The organism is Mucilaginibacter sp. 320_HR, from assembly GCF_059691875.1.
The window spans coordinates 196704-217652 of sequence record NZ_JCAWAI010000001.1; the positions used below are offsets into that span (position 1 = coordinate 196704).

The following is a 20949-nucleotide window of genomic DNA, read 5'->3' on the forward strand; positions in this document are numbered from 1 at the left end:
CCTGTTACTCTAACCCCACTTTATCAATTTCAACCATCAACCTTTGTGTTTCTGTAAGTGCTACGATCATGCGCTGGTAATGGAGTATATCGTCAAAATTCAGCTCGCGGCCTTTACGGTCTTTAAGCCATTTTTGTGCGGGCTGGTAGCCGCCGATGTAAAAGTTCCAGGTGCTTTCGGGCACGCCGTCAAAGTACTGGTTGGTGTTGATGTAAACTTTGCCATCGCTGTACTTTGGCGCGACCACAACGTTATCCCCATCCCTGGGGTAGGTGGTTATGTAGTTATCTACGGCGCTGCTTTCTAAAAGGTGTAGCTGCCGTATCTCGCCGCCTAAATTTACCAGTTGCCAAAACTTGGTGGAATCTTTAGGGTAAGGCACCCGCGGGAAGTCTATTTTTAAGAATTCTTTGTATTTTTCACGATAGGTGGGGCTGTGCAGTACCGCGTAGATATAATCTAACAGATCTATCGGCGCGAAATTGTTTTCAACCTGCTCTTTTTCGTTGGTGAAAGTTAAGGCTAGTTGTTTTGCTATTTTTTGAACGATATCCTTATTGAGGTTGGGAGTACGTTCAGCTACTTGGTCTGTTGACAGTTGACCGCTTTTTTGCGGATATAAATAAAGCGGAAAGACAGCAGATTGTGTACTTCTTTCACCGCATTTAGCCTCAATGATGCAATTAGTGATATAAAAGTGATCGCAAGTATCAGATTTGTTACTACGAGCCGTAACGAGACCTGCATTATTTCCTATTATAAAATGCTTCATTACTTCGCCTCTTGGCATACAAAGAAATCCTTTAGAACGGCCGGTAAAGTAGGTGAATCTCTTGTCAAATGGACGGTAAGAAATGGGTACTATCTTATCAAAGTCGGGGCCTGATTGCTTAAGATCTTTTTTAGCATAATCAACAGACCAGTCCCGAACATCTTTGCCCAAGTTGAACTTAATTCGGGCAGATTCATTGTCAAGACTTAAAAATTCTTCTATTGTATTTCTTACCGCTGCCTTTTTTTCATGAACAGTGAAGTTGTCGCGAGCCGTAACAATACCTACTGAATTAAGGGGAAAAAAGGTGTTAATTGAAATCCCATTATCATATATCAACTTGGTGTGTTGATCTTGAGATGTGAAAAGATAATTAGGGCTCGCATTAAAGATTTCTTGAAACGACGCACTGTGAAGTGAATTATCCCAAAGGAAGCTATATTTCGACTCGCGTTTACCGTATAATTCGTGATGAAACACCTTTCCCAAAGTGCCGGTTTGTTTTTTGCCAGTCTTCACAAAAATGTTGATACTAACACCTTGTTGAATGTCAAAAATATTTACGTCTGGCGTGCCGTCAGGACTGACTTCTTTCTTATTTGAGTTGCCATGCAAGTCAACGGTATAGATTTTATCATAGGTCTTTAACAAATTCCAACGCATTCCGCGAAACGTCGGATTATTTAAAAAGCCATGAGGATTAATGAAAGCTAAAACGCCCTCGCCGTTCTTTTCAATAAAGTGTTGACCGTAGCGTAGAAATTTTACATAGTCGTCATTGATCCATTTAGGGTTGCGCTCTTTTAGTTTTTCGACTCCGCCAGGCTCTTTCTTATAATCTTCCATCAGATTCATTATCCACTCGCCTTTGTTGGCGCTTTCGCCGCTATACGGCGGATTACCCATCACTACCATCACAGGCGTATCACGTTTAATGTGGTTAGCTTCGTTGGCTTCGCTGCTCAGCCAGTTGGCAAATAGGGTACCGGTATCGGCATGGTACTCTTCCAGCGAGTTGGTCAGGTACACCCGGAAGCGCTGGTCTTTGGTAGACTTGTAACCTGTTTCGGCCAGCAGCAGGTCTAGCTTTAAATGCGCCATGGCATAGCTGGCCATCAGCAACTCAAAACCATTCAGGCGCGGTATTAGGTGGTTCTCTACATAATTGCTCCAAATACCTTGCTGCCCTGCAAATCGCTTGTAGATATGTTTGATGGCTTCAGCCAAAAAAGTGCCCGTGCCCGTGGCCGGGTCGAGTATCTGCACTTTGTGCACCTCTACATCAACCTCTTTCTCTTTCATTACAGAGCGTTGGTCGGCAGTGGCTTTGGTCATCACTTTGCGCTTAACCTTTATCTTGCTGTTATCGGCAAGGCCGTTCGGCAGGTTGAACTCCGTCTTCAGGATATCGTCAACTGCCCGTACAATAAAGTTCACCACCGGTTCGGGCGTGTACCAAACACCGCGTGCCTTACGTAGGGCGGGGTCATACTCGGCAAGGAAAGTCTCATAGAAATGGATAATTGGGTCTTGCATTTGCGTGGCCTTGCCAAAATTCTTCAGCAAAGCGGCAACGTCGGTTGCCCTGAAAATATCTGCCAACGCATCTACTATCCACACGATACGGGTGTCCAGGTCATATCCGGCTACGTACTGGAAGAGCTTACGCAGAAAAGGGTTGGTCTTCGGTATCAGTTCGGCAGCTTCCTGTCTCGAGAAATCGTTCAGCGTAGTATCATGTAACCTCGCAGCAAACATACCGTAAGCAATGGTTTGCGCATAAATGTCGGCAAAGTCCTTTGGCTTAATATCGTGGATGAGTATATCCTTAAAGGCGTACATTTGCTCTTTAAGAGAACTGTTCTGCTCTGTTTCCTCGTCGCTGTTTAGTGCATTCTCAATAGTTTGCGAAAGCAGCTTTGCCTTGTCAGCCATCATTACAGCAAGCTTTTGCGACGACTTGATGGTTTGCCCTATATGCGTACAAAAGCTTTTGATAAATGCTGTAAACTCATCGAAGTGCTGGGGCAAAGGTTTCAGGTCGTGACCCGCTATCTCGGCTATCTTTACCGACGTCTTATATTCGCCATCAATAAATAGGTCAAACTGGATGTAATCGGTTATGATGAGGTTATTTAACGACTTCTTGTACCTGTCAAACTGCTCCTTGTAATCCTTATGCCTGATGTCCTTACCAATGTCCTTTGCTTCTATATAACCGACAGGAATATCTTTACGTGTAATAATGTAGTCGGGTGCACCGCATTTAATTCGGGCAGGCTCATTGGTGACACTAGCCCCCTCTGCAATACTTTCTAAAAGTGCTTGGAGGTCGCCGCGTAGGTATGTTCGGTAGCGATGCCGGTCTTGAAACGGGAACGGAGATTTTCAATATACTGGGAAATGGTCATGGACAGGTTTAAAGTAAAGCAAGGTAACAAATATGAAGGTAACTAAAAAGGGATGCCGCGACAACAGATGCCTCCGCTTGTGGTCATTTCAATATGGCAATCTAAAGAGTTGTGATCAGCTCTCGTTAAAGTAGACAGGCAGCACTTACTGCGCTGTGCCGCCATTGATCAGATCTGATACAATGCCTTTACCATCCTTACGTTCGGCCAGGTAAACACCTGCCAGGTGCACTACTATAAACGCAATAATGAGATACATGCAAAAACCATGTATTTCTTTTATGGTGTGGCGCATGCTTTTGTAGGCAGCAAGTGCATCTTCAAACGCTAAAAATAAACCCGTGAGTGCCATTATTAACAGCAGCAGATAGAAGGCGCCATAAATTAGCTTCACGGTAAATTCATGCCGGCCAACCTGCCGCCCGGCCTTAACGGTTTGGAACTTGTGATAGGCGCTTTTGAGTTGGCGGATAAACTTTTGATCGGCAAGCTGGAAAAATTCGAGTACTAGCCTGAAAGCCAGCAGTGCGGCCAATGCATAACCAAAATAGATGTGTATGGCCCATACACTGTCGCTAAGGGCGTGTACTGCAGGGCGCAATTGGTCGTCAGTAACCCTACTACCCTGCTTTTGTAATTCACCTTTTATAATGCCTGATGTTGTACGGTCATCAGTAATGGTAGAATTAATGAGAACCGTAATAAGCGAGCCGCTGATAACAATAAAATTTAGCCAGTGCCATAAGCGCAAAGGCTGGGAGTAACTTTTACGCTGTGTTACGTTGGCGGGGTTGGTTCGCGAAGGTTGTATAACTGACATAAACAAGGGGGGCTTGGGGGTTTATATTAAAGCAATGAATGAAATAAAGATAAACTTTGTTTTAAAATTTCACTCCATGCGGTGGTAGTAGTGCTTCGACAGGCTTAGTAGGGCAAGCGTTAAGAAAACTAGTTAATGCTGGTTAGGCTTGTTAGTCGGTATGCCCTGCAAGCAGTTTGCTTACTGTGCCGGTGCTGATGCCGAGTACACGGCTGATGTGGCGGTAACCGTGTCCCTGCCGGTGCAGCTCCAGGGCTTGCTGCTGCTGTAGTGCGCGGGTGCGTTTTTGCAGGTGCTCGTCTTCGGTACTGTTGCCATCAAACACATATTTCAGGTTGTTCAGCTCTTTTACCAGGTAGCCGGTGTATACGTTTTGTTCGCCGTATTGCTGCTGCGCGCTGCGCTGCTTTATTTGCTTGAGGTAGCGTTTAGATGGGTCGCGCTGGCTTTGGCCTATGGCAAAGGCGCTGTCGGCAAAGTTGATGAGCATTTTGCTGCCCTGCAGGTCGTTCACGGTAATGGGCTTGGCGGTGTTGCGCTTGGGGGTATGGGCCAGCGCCAGTATGCTGAGCTTGTAGGTGGTTTTTAGTGCCTTTAGTTGCTGCATCAGCGGGAGGGCATCGGCTGCGCGTTCGGTACTGCTGCGGATGCAGGTAAGGTTATCAATGATCAGCACGCTGGCATTGGTGCGGGTAATGGCACCCTCCAGGGCCGAGAGGATGTAGGCGTTGCGGTCGTCGTAAAAAGCGGGGTTATCTGCCCGGGGGTTAAGTTCGGCCCGGTAAAAAGTGTGGCCAAAGTGCCGGCTGCCCGCCACGGGGTGCTGGTACCGTTGTTCGAACTGTTTGGCCGTAAGTTCAAAATCTACATACAGCACGCGGGCGGGCTGGGTAAGTTCGTTGGCAAAGGGGCCAACGGCGGTGTGCAGGGCCAGGCTGCTGCCTATTTGCACGGCCAGCACGCTTTTGCCCAGGTTGGTATCGGCAAACATAATGCACAGCTCGTGCTCGAACCAGAAATCGCCAAACAGCCGGCGTGGCGCGGGTTTGTTGCGTTGCTGCCGCATCCACTCGTCGCCGGTTTTGATCACCAGCAGTTGCGAGCGGGAAGGGTCGGTATACACCGTAGGGTCGAGCCCGTGTTTGCGGAGGCGTTTGGTGCCGCGGCGGATCTCGTCGCGTATCTGGTTAATAATAGCAGGGCGTTCGGAGCCCTCGAGGGGTTCGTAATAAGATGCAGGCATGAAGGGTAAGTTTTGGGAGGTGTAAAATCGAGAGCTGTAAATATACAGAAAAAATTGTATAAATACAAATAAACCTGTATTTAGCAAAACTTATAGCTGCATAAAAGTGTGGTTTTTAAAGGTTTAAACGAGTGTTCAACCCCGCGCAACACAAAAAAACCTGAACACTTTTGAACACTATTTCACCACGCGGAAGATGATCCAGTCGTCGGTCTCGTACACTTTTTTAAACTGCAGCTGGGGGATGTTCTGCTTAATGCTGGTGAGGTAGCGGTTGTTGAGCTGGGTGTAACCGGTAACGGCGTTTTTGGCAGTGGCTATCACAATGTAGTCGGCATACTTGTCTGGCGACTCCAAGGCACTCAAGAAGTTAGGCTGATACGGCATGGTGAGCGTATGTATCTTAGCTGAGTGCACAAAGGCCACTACGGAGTAGGCGGTGGCATCGTCTACCACTATGCGGGCATCATCAGGCAGGCTGTTGATGTAGTTGGCAACGTCGGCATTCTGGGTCTCGCTTTCGTCGATAGTGCGGGTGGTAAGTACCGTCATGAAGTTGCGTTCTTCCGGCAAACTGCTGTGCGCCAGGAAGTACCAACCGGTGTAAAGCTGCAGTGCCATTAATGCGCCCATCATAATGCGGAAGGCTTTTTGGTTCTTTACGGTATGTAATTTTACCATAACCCCCAGGAAAGCCAGCATCAAAAAGATGAGGTAGTACTGGTAGCCCAGGTATACCTTGTCGTACTTCAGGTGCAGGAACTCTATAAAAGCAAACGGGGTAAGTATGGTAAGCACCTGGTAGGTACTCTCGCGGAAAAGGTAAATAGCGATGAGTATCATAGGGCAGAACAGGATAACGCGGGCAGAGAGCAGCAGGCTAAGCTCGGGAATCTGGTAATTGGCGTTAGTAGTCTGCTGGTCGAAACTGAGCTTATCTACCAGTACGTTCCAGGTGGCATAGGGGCTTTCGTTAAAGTAGTTCAAGTCGCTGGCGTGGGTGAGGTTCAGTAGTTTATAGCAAAGTACGGCTACCAGCGGCAGCGCGAATAATATGATGTACAGCGCGAAAGTTTTGTTGGTAAGCTTACGCCTCAGGCTAGGGCTGTTAAAGCTCAGGAACAAGCGGAAGATGCTCTCCTGCTCGCCCAGGTTAAGGCTGTGTAGAGTAATGGCCAGTACCAGCGGTAAAAAGAACAGTGTAAGCCAAACGAACCGATAGTCGCAGAAGATGAGGGTTACCAGACATATACTGGCAATTGACACGTGAAAAGTGGTGTTGCTGCGGTAAAACTTGAGCAGGTTTAAAAAGAACAGGAAGAAGAACATCAGTATGAGATAGATGCTTTTCCCAGAACAAGCTACATACAAAATTCCAGGATGGAACAGGAACATGGCCAGCAGCAGGTACATATAAAAGTCGTCGCTTTGGCGGCGGATAAGGGTACTTGCACTTACATAAAACAATACCGCCGTGCCAATGGCCGAAGCAAGCACGGGTGCAAGCGTATAGCTGATAAACGTGAAGAAAAAGGTAGTAAGGAACGGTATCATTGGTGCGGTAAGGCCCATTACCTTTAGACGTGCACCGACGCCATCAAAAACTATACGCGCCTTTTCTATGTAAAACAACGACTCGTGATTGTAGTAGCCCAGGTTGTTAAGATATATACCCGCCACCAGGTAGTACACCATCAGTATAACGCTAAGGAACAGTAGGCTTGCCGATCTGCTGATTCTCATTTTACAACGTTTGTAGGGTTATTTACCTTGCTTAAACCGTGATTGGTTTTTTCCCAGTAAAAGGGATTAACAACCAGCTGATAAAGCCCTTTATAGGCTGATATGCTATGCATCAACCAATAAATAGGATTGGCAATAGCAAACAATATCAACTCGTAATATCGCCGCTTGAATACTGCCATCATGTTTACATAAATCATGAGGATGTTACCAACCATCAGGTTAAAAATAGACATGAACAGCACCCAATCCGGGAAAAGAGTACGAATGCTTGTTAGATCGAATATTATGTAGCAAATAAAGAAAGTTAGCAGCAGCGGATATACCAGGAAGATCACCGGTGTAGCGCCGATAAAGAAATTAAAACCGAGGAACCCTTTCCAGCCTATCTCTCGCCACAAAGCCGCAGGATTACGCATGTGAACCAGGTAGGTTTGCATGTAGCCCTTTATCCAGCGAGAGCGCTGACGGATCCAGTTAAAGGGTTCGTTATTTGCCTCTTCGTAAGTAGTGGAGTTGATGATGGCGATCTTGTACCCTTTGGCATAAGCGCGCACACCCAGGTCGGCGTCTTCTGTTACGTTGAAGGGGTCCCAGGCGCCAAGTTCAACTAGTTCGGCGAGTTTAAAGTGGTTACTGGTGCCGCCCAGCGGAATAGGGATATCCAGAGTATCCAGGCCTGGCAGCATGTAATCAAACCAATAGGAATACTCCAGGGTGAACATCCTGGTAAGAAAGTTCTCATTACGGTTAAAATAGTTCAGCGCGCTTTGTACGCAAATGTATTCCGACGGAAGCTTACCAAACAACGAAACTACTTTCTTCAGCTGGTCAGTATCAGGAATGTCTTCAGCATCATAAATAGTAAGGTATTTGCCACGCGCGAAGTGCAGGCCGTAGTTACAAGCCTTTGGCTTTGTTTTAGGCATGTGGAACGGTACTACTACTACTTCGAAAATCGCAGGGAAATCGAGGTTGCGCACGGCATTCAGCGTCTTGTCATCGTCTTCCTCAATCAGCAGCTTTACGTCCAGCTTATGGCGCGGATAATCAAGTGCCTGCAGGTTCCAAATTAACTTCTTTATTAGCTTGTCTTCTTTATAAACCGGCAGCAGAATGGTGTAGATAGGTAGCTCATCATCTACCACCTGCTTTAGCTCGTCTTTGGTTACTGCCTGGTGCAGCTCGAAGCGCGAACCCACCAACGCCAGGAATAACTTGAAGATAATAGCCACCAAAAAGAAGGAACTGATGATGACGTTGATGATGATAGACGTGTTCTTAAAGCTTAACACCAGTCCTATTGCCACAACGGCTATCAACGTAAATATAAAAACCAATTGCGGCGACGAAAAGGTAACAATAGCTGAACTATCCGGATCGCGCTTGAGCAACTCAAAAACTGATGATTTTACATATTTCTCACCAATGAGCTTGTTGCTCAGCCAGGTAATATCAAGATCCGACGCGATGATTATATCCGGGTCAAGATCATAAGTGAACTTTATAAAGTCGATAAAAAGATCATCGTCAGGGTTGGCCATCACTACCACAACCTTGCCGTTTTCTATCCGCAGGGGTAACGCCATGCGCTCGCTTGCAAAAGACAGATCTATTTTGCTTAATACTTCGGTATCATAAGGCAGATCTCTTATGGGCGAAAAAGCATAGCCAGCCTCAATCAGAGACCGCTCGTAATTTTTACGGGAGATATAGCCGAGTGTAAGGGCTATCTTTATAAAAGACAGCCCCGACTCTTTAGAATGCTTTTCAATTTTTTCACGGTCATCTGCTGTAATAAAGCCGTCTTTGATCAGCAATTCAGGAATAGACATACGCATGAAAAATTAGTCGTTTGTTAAGTTAATGTACACAGTTGTGCTGTACATTAATCGTTAAACAATTCCTGTGATTTCTGAACCTTCGAACGAATGTACAGGAACGACAGTAATATCAGCACCAGGATACCTAATAGGATGTACAGGTTGTAATTGTCCCAAAAGCGGGTAAGTGCGCTCTTGGTATCAATATACTCCAGGTTTTCGCTCGATTTATTGATGTTGAACAGGTACTTGTTACCATTCACATCAGATATACATACGTTGCTGCTCAAAGTAGAAAGCTGCTCGGTTATCGAGCGCGAAGCCGAAAGGAACGCGTCGGCCAGATGCTTGCCTGTTGCTGTTAATACCAGCGTAGCGTTGTTGCTGCGGCCGTAAAATATCTGTGCTAAACCGTTTGAAGTAGTGTCGGATAGGGAGTAAACAACCGTGTTGTTATCGGTATTGTACAGGCGGAAATTGCGGTCGAACTGTATGGGCGCGTCCGGGAATTCCTTGTTCTTGAACAGCTTATCGTCCTTAGAGAGCAGCGCAATAATGTTGTTCTTTTTAAGGTCACTTACCTGAATATTATCAGAGTAAACAAATTCCGGGAAATTATTAGCGTTGATGTTGTTGTTCAACTCATAGATAATCTCGCCCATTGCGCCGGCAGCGTACTTGGCGTAATCTTTAGATACCACAATTTTGGTAGTGCCATTGTTAAACGCTTCCGGGTACTGGTAAAAGCTAAGATCGCTGGTGATAAAAGGGTTCTTAGATTCCAGGTATGATTTGTCTACATCAATCTCCGCAAAGAAGTTGGTAAAGCTGTTCTTGCAATTACCGTTGTTAGGGTAAAAGCGGAACTCGGCCTCCAGCGTATTGTATTTGTGGTGCTGGTACCGGTTAATGGTTACAGTAGTGTTTAGTTTGCCTGATGCATCTAACTTCTCGCTGCTGAGCAATAAACCATTCAGGTAGATGTTAAAGAAGCCACGGTCGCCCGGGTTAAGGCTGCTGTAATTACCTACTATGCGTATCTCTACCTCTTTTGGTGTAAAGCTAAAATCGGAGTTCTTAAAGTTGAAGGCACTTTTAAGCGAGCCTATACCTGAAAGGAAATCGCTTACGCCGCCAATTTGCTTAAGCGACAATTTGGAGCGGTTCTCGTCAATGGTTTTAAAGAACTGGTTTTGCGCCTTGTTCACCAGCAGAAAATCACCAAAGGTCGAGTTCAGAATATTCATGTTACCTAACGCAGTAATGGTTTTTTCGTAACCGGTATCGTCGCCGCCGGTAACAAATAATATCTCGGTAGGCACAACTTCCTGGGCAATTGTCTTTACAGGTTTAAACTTGCCGCCAATATCAACCATACGGGTTATGGTATCGGTAGTGGTGCTTAATGCCTTGTGCAGGTAAAACAATCCTTGGCCTTTTTGAGGAGTGACCTTTATAAGCGGGCGCTTGTCTGCCGTGAACGACGACACGTTACCCACCATTATGTAGTTCTTAATACTGTCTGGCAGTTTACCCGCTTCGTACACGCCAATGCTTCTTTGCTGCGTCTTTTTCATACGCGAATACGCCCAGGCTACCGCTTTAAGGTCATGCAGGGTTGGGTTAGACGGGTATACAATTGCTAGTTTAGAATCAAAGCAGTTGCTTATGTTGATGTTATTAAAGAAATTTTTGTTGCTTTTTATAAGCGACAGGTATGAGTAGTTTTTAATCTTAAGCCACATAGCCGGGTTGTCCAGGTCGCGGCACTGGTCATCGGTAATGGTTAGCAGTGTTTTAACGGTGATTTTAAGAAAGTTATCAGGAGATACATCTGCACGGGTGAGGTTAAGTGTTATCTTCTGGATAGAATCTGCATTTAAACGCCCACTGAAAACCGGCTTAGAACCGATGAATACGTTAATGTAAGATTTATCGCGCAGCAATGCCTGCGACGGCTCATAATACAAAACAAGCTTGCTGCCGTTTATTTCATACTGAGGTGTTATCTTGAAATAAAAGGAAGTGGCGCCACTCATGCCGAAAATAGGTTCGTCATCATTATGGCCCATAGCTTTAAACGAGATTATACTCTGCGCGAAAGTAGCGCTGCTTAAAAGTATAAAAGCTAAAAAGGTAAAAAATCTCTTATTCATCCGATTGGTATCTGTTAGTTTATTACGTAAAATTCTACTCTGAAATAGTTACCGTTATCATCACTACGGTAGGTAAGTTCACCACCAAGTTCTTTGGTCATGAGTTTGGCAATAGAAAGGCCTAACCCAAGGCGGCTCTTTACGTTGCCAGACGATGCATCGTTAAGCGTTTTAAGCTTGTTAAACATCATATCAAGTTCCTGCTGGCCTATAGCCACCCCTTCATCAATTATCTCGAAAACAAATTTCTGTCGCTGCAGGCTGGTAACAACTTTGATATTGTTATTTGTTTGCGAAAACTTAATGGCGTTTGATAGCAAATTTTGAAACACCTGCCCGGTGAATACCCTATCTAATTTAACATTAAGCGGCAGTTTAAGTATATTATCTACCAGGTGAATGTTCTTCATCTGGGCAGTTTCCTGTAAGCCTCTAAACACGTGCGTTACCTCGGAGTTTACGTCAAATATCTCCATGTTAAACTTCATCTCCGGCGACTCAATTTCCTTAACGTCCATCAGCTTGTTCAGCATGTAAAGCATCTTATCGGCCGATTCGGCTATAAAGTTGCTAAACTCTTTTTGGTCGGTGCTAAGGCGATAATCTTCCTCGCGGAGCATGTTGTTGCTCATCGTTATTTGGCCAATTAGGTTTTTCAGGTCGTGTCCGGCGATGTTTATAAAACTGTTTTTCTGATCATCCAGCTTGCGCAGTTGCTCATACTGGCGATCAATGATGTTGTTCTTTTCATTAATGTCGCGGTTTTGCTCTTTTAGCTGATCGTTTGACTTCTCGATTAATATTTGCGAACGAACGTCACGAGCCATTACCTTGTACCGGGCATTTGGAATTAGGCACGATATAAATGCGATAACAAAAAAGAAGTTACCTCCGTTTTGAACAACAAGGTCCAGCGTGTATTCGCTAAACAATTTATAAAATAGGGCCAGCAGCAAGATGGCCACAAGTGTTTGTATAATTGAGTTTACAGGCTCCCAAAACACCTGCAGGTTAAAAAATAATAGAATTGCAGAGTAGGTAAGAAAATAAATAAGCTGATCCTGAATATTTACTACGTTGCACAAAATGGCGGAAGTTGCAGAGAGCAGAAAAAACGCGATATGCAACAGCAGGCGATAGTTGTATTTTTTGGTTTGAAAGAAGTTGTACAAACCAAGTATAATAAGTACGGTTATTATGCGTACGATAAGAAACTGTAACCAAATGTTGTTGGCGTAAATAAAGTCGATTATGCTAAAGATGGGGTACAGGAAAATTATTGACCAAATAATGTTATTGGTTTGGTACCACGCCTTTTTAAGGATTTCCTTCTTATATTCCTCTTTGGATATTTGAACAAACATAGGTTATAAAAATTTCCGATCAGTTAACTGCATATACAGGTTTGAAAAAAACAATACTCCATACAGGCACAAGTAAATTGCTAAATCAGCTGCTCGTTATTATCTTGATGATTACGATGCAACCCTTTGATGCAAAAAGCAATCCAACACCTTCAAAAGAACGGCTGCTGGCCTTTAAACGTGCTAAAAGCCTCAACAACGGAATAAGCATCTCTTGGCTTGAACAGTACTGGAATAGCGATGTTTTACTTAAAAACCCACTTTCGCAGAGCGATTGGGAGTTATTTAAGCGGCTTAAGGTTCAAAGCCTGCGCTTGCCTGTAGCGTTTGAGTATTTCTCTTCAAAGCAAATCCCCGTTGAGAAAGTATTTACACATATTGATGATGTTTTGAAACAATGCAAGGTATACGATATTAAGTTGATAATAGATTACCACTATGGTAAAATAAATGATAATAATTTTAAAAGCGAAACATCCAAAGCTATTAACTTATGGTTATTATTAACTAAAAGGTATGCTAAAGAAAGTGCCGACAGGTTGTTTTTTGAGATTTACAATGAACCGCCCCACATGGACCCCAAAGTGTGGAAAGATGCGGCTTACAACATTGTAACAGCTATACGGCAGATAGATAAAAAGCGCACGCTGCTGGTTGGTGCATCTAACTATAACAGCATTTACGAATTGAGCCGTATGGAGCGCCTGGCAGATGAGAACATTATTTACACGTTCCACTTTTACGAACCCTTTTTATTTACCCACCAAGGGGCTGACTGGGTGGGCAACCAAATGGCTACCACCGGCATTCCGTTCCCGTATGATGCTAAAGCTTATCCAGCAATAGATACTAAGGCAATAGGTACGCCCGGCGAAGCTAATTACAAGCAGTACCCAACAGACGGCAACGAGCAATCTGTAAAAGATAAGCTGCAAATAGCTAAGAGCTGGGGAGATAAATACTACGTGCCGCTTTTGTGCAGCGAATATGGCGTTTACAGGAAGTACACTGATGAGGGCAGCCGCAGCAGGTACGTTGCAGCCGTGCGTAATAGTTTAAGGCAATTAGGCATACCCGGCATACTCTGGGACTACAATACAAACTTCTCTATTTTTAATGGCCCGCCGGCTATAAAAAACTTGTCTGAAAGCATGAAGAGGGCTATAGATTATGTATCTCCAAAACAATAGTTTCATTAAATTGCTTACCTTTGTAAGCTAAAAGTGTACTATGCAGTTTTTTGAGGAAAAACGTAAAGAGGTAATGGGCCATATACAGCAGTTTATGCTGGAGAAGATGATGGATTTTTTGAAACCTATCGATTCTATTTGGCAGCCGTCAGATTTTTTACCAGACGCTTCAAGACCTACTTTCTTTAACGAAATTAAAGAGTTGCAGGAAAGTGCCAGAGGACTTTCTTACGACCTTATTGCAGTTTTAATAGGGGACACCATTACTGAAGAAGCTTTGCCTACATATGAATCATGGCTCACCATGGTTGAAGGTGTAAGCCGAGACGAAGAAGGTGGCTGGATGAAGTGGACCCGTTACTGGACCGCTGAAGAAAACCGCCACGGCGACTTGCTAAACAAGTACCTTTATTTAACTGGGCGCGTTGATATGCGCATGATGGAGATATCTACCCAATGGCTTATTGCCGACGGATTTGATATTGGCACAGGTCATGACCCTTACCGTAACTTTATTTACACTTCCTTTCAGGAACTGGCTACAAACATATCCCACCGGAGGGTGGCATCTCAAGCTAAAAAGGATGGCGATACCTTACTTTCTAAAATGTGCGGCGTAATCGCTGCCGATGAGGCAAGGCATGCCAAGGCTTACAAATACTTTATTGAGAAAATATTTGAAGTAGATGCCAACGAGGCAATGCTGGCCTTTGAGGATATGATGCGTAAGAAAATTGTAATGCCGGCACACTTCCTCCGCGAAGTTGGTTTAAAAATAGGCCAGACCTTTGGCCACTTTACCGATGCCGCCGAACGCCTGGGTATCTACACCGCTATTGATTATGTAGACATCCTTAAAGAGCTTATAGTAGACTGGCGTATTGAAAGTCTTACCGATCTTCAGGAGGATGGTGAAAAAGCGCGCGACTACATCATGAAACTTCCTGACCGTCTGCTACGCGTTGCCGAGCGTATGCGTAACCCGGGGTTGGAGTACAAATTCAGCTGGATTCACGGATAATTTAAAGTAGACGTTTTGTTTGCCTTTGATTGATCTCCCGCTTTCAAAAAAGTGTGGAAATTGAAGATTTCTGCTTAAGTTTTTGACCTAAAGCTGCTTTTATACAGAATTTTGAAGCGTTTATTGCAGGTATTAGCCCTCTTGCACTAAATCAGTTCCCAACCCGCCGGACACCTGTTCAAACAAGCTGTTTAGTATGGATTCTATGGTGATGGAGTTAATGTCGTCAACGTAATGCTCGTTGCGTGTTATCCAAAGCTGGTCGTCCTGCACGGCTATGGTGAACAGGGCACCTTCATAAAATTCAGGTTCTGTTATGGTTATTCCAACAGGGGTATTGGTTACTGTAAAGCTAATGTCGCTCTTGCGTTGCTCGTGAAAGAACGGGTTAAGTTTATCGTGTATGTGCTGGTATAGCTCATCTATATTAACCGGTTTATGTAACGTGATTATCTTCATGGTGCAGATGTTTAGTATATTTACAAGCAGGACGCACTATTGTTTAGCGGGCTTTAATTCCTAAGCTAAAACAGCGTAGTTCCTTTACCGTTTACATCTAAATATCCGCCTACTATGAAATACAAATTACTGGGCCGCAGCGGCCTTAAAGTATCTGAACTATGCCTGGGTACAATGGGCTTCGGCACCGAAGCCGGCTGGGGTGCCGATGCCTCAACCAGCTTCGAAATAATGGACGCATATGCCGAGGCAGGCGGAAATTTCCTGGATACAGCTAATATTTACAAGCTGGGTACCAGCGAAAAGATCATTGGCGATTACCTGAGCAACCACGACCGGGACTACTTTGTAGTGGCTACCAAATATACCCTAAAGGACAATCAAACCAATCCTAACGCAAGCGGCAACAATCGCAAGAACATGATGCGTAGCGTTGAAGAAAGCCTTAAACGGCTGAAAACAGACTTTATAGACGTACTTTATCTTCACATATGGGATGATATCACACCTATAGATGAGGTGCTCCGCGCTATGGACGACTTGATTAAACAAGGTAAAATCACCTATGCTGCTATAAGCGATACACCTGCATGGGTGGTAGCCAAAGGGAATACATTAGCCGAATTAATGGGCTGGAGCCAGTTTATAGCCTTACAGGTTGAGTACAGCTTACTGGCACGTACCGCTGAACGAGAATTAATCCCCATGGCAAAGCATTTTGGGATTACAGTTACGCCTTGGGCACCACTTGCCGGCGGTGCACTTACGGGTAAATATCTAAAGGGGGATAAAGGTCGCATTAAGCCTGAAAGTAACCGCCTAAACGAGCGCGCCGAAAAGATAACCCGTGTGGTGATGGAGATAGCGCAGGAGCTTGGCGTATCTGAAAGTCATGTTGCCCTGCAGTGGACGATGAGCAAAGGATTCCAATGCATACCTATTGTCGGCGCAACTAAAGTAGAGCAGCTAGAAGAAAACTTGAAAACGGTAGACGTAAGTCTGTCGGCAGAGCAGATAGATAGGCTTAATGAAATCAGTAAAATTGAACTGGGCTTCCCGGGTGATTTCTTTAATGAAGATGCCGTAAAGATGAATTCTTTTGGCGGCTTTTACGATAAAGTAGAGAAGCGGTGATTATGGTAAAGAAGTGTGCTTTCTTGCTTGTTGTTGCATTTGGAATGGTGATGTCTGTGGCGAAAGCTCAAGGCAAAAGGGTAAACATCGTCTTCATAGGCAACAGCATTACTTACGGTGCAGGCCTAAGTAATCCTTCAATGGAAGCGCCACCTGCTGTTGCGGCAGACTGGCTTCGTAAACAGAAAGGTATCGATTCTGTAAGCTTCAGCAATCAGGGGCACAGTGGTTATACCACATTGGATTTTTTGCCGGGTACTCCCGCTTTTTCTGCTGTTGAAGATGCCACTAAAATCTTCACTTCAGGACAGTTAGTGTTTTCAATAAAGCTGGGAACTAATGATAGTGCTATACAAGGTACCCATGGCTCACCGGTGACTTCATCAGATTACCGCACCAATGTTAAAGCAATAACAGATCGGTTATTGGCAGACTTCCCTGACGCAATAGTGATCTATCAACACCCGGTCTGGTATAGTCCGAATACCTATAATGGCGCTAAATACCTGCAGGAAGGGTTGTCTCGGCTTGAAAGTTATATACCTGTTCTGGATAATTTGGCTAAAGAGTATAACAGCCGTGTATTCATTGGGGACACAAAAGCTTTTAAGTACTTTAAGGCAAATTACCTCACCGATTTTCAGGCTGAACCTGGTAAGCAAGGCACCTTCTATTTGCACCCGAATAAAAAGGGTGCTGTTGCACTTGGTGAATTTTGGGGTAAAGCCATTTATAAGGTCTTAAAACAAGCAGGGGCAAAGTAGTACGGAGATGCCGTGAACCCTCAATAAAAATAAAGCACTCACTTGTAAATTAAACAATTAAGCGTATCTTTGCAGTCCCGAAAATGCGGGGTATATAAAAACGTTTAATTATTTAATTTAAAGCAAGTGAATACGTTAAGTTACAAAACTGTCTCAGCCAACAAGAAAACCGTTAATAAAGAATGGGTTGTTGTTGACGCTAACAATGAGATCTTGGGGCGCTTGTGCACAAAGATCGCGATGATGATTCGCGGTAAACACAAGCCAGGTTTCACCCCAAACGTAGACTGCGGTGATAACGTAATTGTTATTAATGCAGACAAGGTTCGCCTGACTGGAGACAAATTTGCGTCTAAGCAATATGTTTCATACACCGGTTATCCGGGTGGTCAGCGTTTCATTTCTCCTAAGGAGTTAATGGCAAAACATCCAGAACGCGTAATTGAAAAGGCCGTTCGTGGTATGTTACCTAAAAGTCGTTTGGGCCGTGCAATTTATGGTAATCTGCATGTATATGCAGGTGCAGAACATCCTCACGCGGCTCAGAACCCAAAAACCATTTAACTTTTAATTTTTAAGGAGAAAAAAACAAATGCCAACAACTAACACTTCAGGCAGAAGAAAAACCGCTGTTGCCCGCATCTACTTAAGCGAAGGCAATGGTGCTATTATCGTTAACGGTAAAGATTACAAAGAATACTTCCCTACCTTACCTTTACAATACATCGTTACTCAGAGTACAGAAGTTTCTGGCTCTACCGGTAAATTTGATGTTAAAGTAAATGTTGCAGGTGGTGGCGTAAAAGGACAGGCAGAAGCCGTTCGTTTAGCTATTGCGAAAGCTATTGTTGAACTGGATGCGGATAAGAAACCGGCTTTACGCGCTAAAGGTTTAATGACACGTGATGACCGTATGGTTGAGCGTAAGAAACCAGGCCGTAAGAAAGCACGTAAGAAATTCCAATTCAGTAAACGCTAACATTTTAGGAGGAAAACAACAATGGCAAGAACAACATATCAGGATTTACTGGATGCAGGTGTACACTTTGGTCACCTTACCCGCAAGTGGGACCCGAAAATGTCACAGTACATTTTCATGGAGCGCAATGGTATCCACATTATCGATTTAAATAAAACCTTAGCAAAGGTTGAAGAAGCTGCTGCAGCTATAAAACAAATTGTAAAATCAGGCCGTAAGGTATTATTCGTAGCTACCAAGAAACAAGCTAAGGATATTGTTGCTGATTATGCAAAAAGCGTAAACATGCCGTACATCACCGAGCGTTGGTTAGGTGGTATGCTTACCAACTTTGCTACTGTACGTAAGTCAATCAAAAAGATGTCAAACATCGATAAATTGACTAAAGACGGTACTTATAACAACCTTTCTAAGAAAGAGCGTTTGATGATACAACGTGAGCGTATTAAGTTGGAGGCCCTTTTAGGAGGTATCTCTGATCTTAACCGCCTGCCTGCTGCATTATTCCTTATTGACGTTAAGAAAGAACACATTGCTGTATCTGAAGCTTTAAAACTTAACATCCCGACTTTCGCGATGGTAGATACAAACTCTGATCCTTCTAACATCGATTTCCCAATCCCTGCGAATGATGACGCTACTAAATCAATTTCTTTGATCACCGGTATCATTATCAAAGCTATCGAAGAAGGTTTGGACGAGCGCAAACGCGAGAAAGAAGACGAAACTGAAAAAGAAGCAGCAGCTGCTAAAGCGAAAGCTGATGCTCCTGAAACTACCTCTGGTGGCCGTGGCAGCAGAAGAGTAGCAGAAGAAGCTGAGGCCGGTGCGCCAACTGCTGAGTCTACAGAAGAGTAATAATATTAAGTCGTGAGTATTAAGTCATAAGTCTTGATGTTATCAGGCTCCGGGCTTAATACTTGCGACTTTTCAACTTATAAAAAACAAGAAAATGTCTACAGTACAAATATCTGCATCTGATGTAAATAAACTGCGCCAGCAAACCGGTGCAGGCATGATGGATTGCAAAAAAGCTTTAACTGAAACTAACGGCGATTTTGAAGCTGCTATTGATTTTTTAAGGAAAAAAGGTGCTAAAGTTGCTGCGAGCCGTCAGGATCGTGAAAGTAACGAAGGCGTGGTAATTGCACGTACATCTGAAGATGGCAAACGCGGTGTTATTATCGAGCTTAACTGCGAAACAGATTTCGTTGCTAAGAACGCTGAGTTTGTTGCATTTGCTAACCAGATAGCTAACGCTGCTGTTGAAGGTAAACCAGCAGATGTTGCTGCATTAAACGAATTAGAGATTGACGTTGAGAACTCACGGATAAAGATCGGTGATGCTACCACTGATAAAACTGGTAAGATCGGCGAAAAGATAGGAGTATCTAAATACGAGGTTATTGAAGGCGAAAAGGTTATCGCTTACATCCACGGAAACTTCCGCCTTGCAGTTTTAGTTGGCCTGAGCAAAAATGTTGAAGGTGCTGATGAAGCTGGTAAAGACGTTGCAATGCAAATTGCTGCAATGAACCCTGCTGCTATCGATAAAGACGGTGTTGATGCTGCTACTATCGAGCGTGAGCTGGAGATTGCTAAAGAGCAGATACGTGCAGAAGGTAAACCAGAAGCAATGGTAGAAAAAATTGCTGCCGGTAAACTGAACAAATTCTACAAAGACTCTACGCTGCTTAACCAGGAGTTTGTAAAAGATTCATCTAAGAGCGTTGCACAGTTCCTGGATACTATTGACAAGGGCCTCACGGTGATCGCCTTTAAGCGGGTAGCTTTAGGAGCTTAATTATATTATCCCCCTCGTATTAACGAGGGGGATTTTTTTTGTCTTTAATGTTTGTAGAGACGCGATACTTCGCGTCTTTTGTGTGAGATAAAAAGTAGCATCATGATAACAGCTCTTCACAATCTTAAACTTATATCTAACGGGGAAATAACCGATGGTAAAGCAGTTCTAATTTCAGGCGGAACTGTAAATAGCGTTATAGACGAATCTGCTGTTCCGGCAGATGTCGATAAAAAGAACTTGAACGGAGCCTACCTGGCACCCGGATTAATAGATCTGCAGATTTATGGCAGCGGTGGTAAGCTATTTGCCGGCACACCGGAAGTTGCCGCATTGAAGCAGTTAGAAGAAGATTTACTTGAGCAAGGCACTATAGGCTTTCTGGCGACCATCGGCACAAACACCAATGAGATTGTTGAACAAGGAATTGAGGCAGCGCAAGCATTCCGCGCTCAATCTCGTGGTAATTGCTGGGGCTTACATTTAGAAGGCCCGTACCTTAATCCTGCAAAAAAAGGAGCTCACCCTGAAAAGTATATCAAGAAGGCTACTTTGGCAGAAGTAAAGAGCTGGGTTGAACGTGCTGATGGTGTTATAAAAATGATAACCATAGCGCCGGAACTGCAGGATCAGGACGTGATAGACTACCTGCATGCTCAGGGCATCATCATGTCATCTGGCCATAGCAACGCTACTTACGAACAGGGCAAAGCATTTTTAAACAAGCCCATACCGGCAGTAACGCACTTATTTAACGCTATGCCGCAAATGCATCACAGGGAGCCTGGCTATATCCCCGCGATTTTTGAAGAGCGGCCATATACCAGTATTGTTGCTGATGGCAATCATGTGGACTGGCCAATGATACGCCTGGCGAAACGCGAACTTGGCGACAAGCTTTTCCTGATAACAGATGCGGTTACAGCAACCAACGAGGGCGCGTATCAGCATCGTTTGGAAGGCAATAAATATGTAATGCCGGATGGTACGCTATCTGGCTCAAGCCTAAGTATGTTAAAAGCGGTACAAAACTGTGTTGAACATGTGGGAATAAATCTGGCAGAAGCTATAAATATGGCCTCCCTTTATCCAGCGCAACTGGCAGGTAGGCAAAAGAACGGTAAAATTGAACAAGGCTACAATGCGGACATGATTGTGTTTAACAGTGATTTTAAGGTAACAGCCACTATCTTACATGGTGAAATCTTAACCAGTAGTATATAATATTTTAACAATAGCATTTATTCTCTATTTTTGACAAACCCT

At 44.2% G+C, this 20949-nt stretch carries 17 protein-coding genes; 9 read left to right on the top strand and 8 right to left on the bottom strand.

Annotated elements, in window-relative coordinates:
* Nucleotides 1-4: 4 nt before the first annotated feature.
* From AC59GT_RS00785 to AC59GT_RS00815, 7 genes are all read right to left on the bottom strand, one after another.
* Nucleotides 5-2803, bottom strand: a complete 2799-nt coding sequence (locus AC59GT_RS00785; protein WP_497235866.1) for a type ISP restriction/modification enzyme — start codon at nucleotides 2801-2803, stop codon at nucleotides 5-7.
* A gap of 525 nt (nucleotides 2804-3328) precedes the next feature.
* Nucleotides 3329-4003: a cytochrome b/b6 domain-containing protein gene (locus AC59GT_RS00790; protein WP_497235867.1), complete on the bottom strand. Its 675-nt coding sequence runs from the start codon at nucleotides 4001-4003 to the stop codon at nucleotides 3329-3331.
* A 151-nt stretch (nucleotides 4004-4154) separates the two neighbouring features.
* Nucleotides 4155-5246, bottom strand: coding sequence for an AAA family ATPase (locus AC59GT_RS00795; RefSeq protein ID WP_497235868.1), 1092 nt, complete (start codon nucleotides 5244-5246; stop codon nucleotides 4155-4157).
* Between the two features lie 177 nt (nucleotides 5247-5423).
* Entirely contained in the window at nucleotides 5424-6989 is a 1566-nt protein-coding gene (locus AC59GT_RS00800) for a hypothetical protein (protein ID WP_497235869.1), read from the bottom strand.
* Nucleotides 6986-8824: a glycosyltransferase gene (locus AC59GT_RS00805; RefSeq protein WP_497235870.1), complete on the bottom strand. Its 1839-nt coding sequence runs from the start codon at nucleotides 8822-8824 to the stop codon at nucleotides 6986-6988. Before AC59GT_RS00805 ends, AC59GT_RS00800 begins: the two co-directional genes overlap by 4 nt.
* A 53-nt stretch (nucleotides 8825-8877) precedes the next feature.
* Nucleotides 8878-10968, bottom strand: coding sequence for a cellulose biosynthesis cyclic di-GMP-binding regulatory protein BcsB (locus tag AC59GT_RS00810; protein WP_497235871.1), 2091 nt, complete (start codon nucleotides 10966-10968; stop codon nucleotides 8878-8880).
* A 14-nt stretch (nucleotides 10969-10982) separates the two neighbouring features.
* Nucleotides 10983-12332 carry a sensor histidine kinase gene (locus AC59GT_RS00815; RefSeq protein WP_497235872.1) on the bottom strand — a complete coding sequence of 450 codons (1350 nt, stop codon included), beginning with the start codon at nucleotides 12330-12332 and terminating at the stop codon, nucleotides 10983-10985.
* Between the two features lie 116 nt (nucleotides 12333-12448).
* On the opposite strand from AC59GT_RS00815, the gene AC59GT_RS00820 reads away from it, so the two are divergent.
* Nucleotides 12449-13522 carry a glycoside hydrolase family 5 protein gene (locus AC59GT_RS00820; RefSeq protein WP_497235873.1) on the top strand — a complete coding sequence of 358 codons (1074 nt, stop codon included), beginning with the start codon at nucleotides 12449-12451 and terminating at the stop codon, nucleotides 13520-13522.
* Between the two features lie 40 nt (nucleotides 13523-13562).
* Nucleotides 13563-14543 carry an acyl-ACP desaturase gene (locus AC59GT_RS00825; protein ID WP_117384948.1) on the top strand — a complete coding sequence of 327 codons (981 nt, stop codon included), beginning with the start codon at nucleotides 13563-13565 and terminating at the stop codon, nucleotides 14541-14543.
* A gap of 132 nt (nucleotides 14544-14675) precedes the next feature.
* On the opposite strand, the gene AC59GT_RS00830 is transcribed toward AC59GT_RS00825, so the two are convergent.
* Entirely contained in the window at nucleotides 14676-15002 is a 327-nt protein-coding gene (locus AC59GT_RS00830) for a hypothetical protein (protein ID WP_497235874.1), read from the bottom strand.
* Between the two features lie 114 nt (nucleotides 15003-15116).
* Between AC59GT_RS00830 and AC59GT_RS00835 the strand changes: the two genes are divergently transcribed.
* The 7 genes from AC59GT_RS00835 to nagA all read left to right on the top strand — a co-directional run bounded on the left by AC59GT_RS00835 (nucleotide 15117) and on the right by nagA (nucleotide 20907).
* Nucleotides 15117-16136: an aldo/keto reductase gene (locus AC59GT_RS00835; protein WP_497235875.1), complete on the top strand. Its 1020-nt coding sequence runs from the start codon at nucleotides 15117-15119 to the stop codon at nucleotides 16134-16136.
* Between the two features lie 2 nt (nucleotides 16137-16138).
* Nucleotides 16139-16900: a GDSL-type esterase/lipase family protein gene (locus AC59GT_RS00840; RefSeq protein ID WP_497235876.1), complete on the top strand. Its 762-nt coding sequence runs from the start codon at nucleotides 16139-16141 to the stop codon at nucleotides 16898-16900.
* A 126-nt stretch (nucleotides 16901-17026) separates the two neighbouring features.
* A complete protein-coding gene (gene rplM / locus AC59GT_RS00845; RefSeq protein ID WP_117384945.1) occupies nucleotides 17027-17464 on the top strand; it encodes a 50S ribosomal protein L13 in 438 nt (145 codons plus the stop codon).
* Nucleotides 17465-17492: 28 nt separating this feature from the next.
* The gene (gene rpsI, locus AC59GT_RS00850; RefSeq protein WP_497235877.1) at nucleotides 17493-17879 is read left to right on the top strand and encodes a 30S ribosomal protein S9; all 387 of its coding nucleotides are present in this window, start codon (nucleotides 17493-17495) and stop codon (nucleotides 17877-17879) included.
* Nucleotides 17880-17900: 21 nt separating this feature from the next.
* The gene (rpsB, locus tag AC59GT_RS00855) at nucleotides 17901-18737 is read left to right on the top strand and encodes a 30S ribosomal protein S2 (protein ID WP_117384943.1); all 837 of its coding nucleotides are present in this window, start codon (nucleotides 17901-17903) and stop codon (nucleotides 18735-18737) included.
* A gap of 94 nt (nucleotides 18738-18831) precedes the next feature.
* Nucleotides 18832-19683 (top strand): translation elongation factor Ts, encoded by an 852-nt coding sequence (gene tsf, locus AC59GT_RS00860; protein ID WP_497235878.1) that lies wholly within the window; start codon nucleotides 18832-18834, stop codon nucleotides 19681-19683.
* Nucleotides 19684-19785: 102 nt separating this feature from the next.
* Nucleotides 19786-20907: an N-acetylglucosamine-6-phosphate deacetylase gene (gene nagA / locus AC59GT_RS00865; protein WP_497235879.1), complete on the top strand. Its 1122-nt coding sequence runs from the start codon at nucleotides 19786-19788 to the stop codon at nucleotides 20905-20907.
* The last annotated feature ends 42 nt before the right edge of the window (nucleotides 20908-20949 follow it).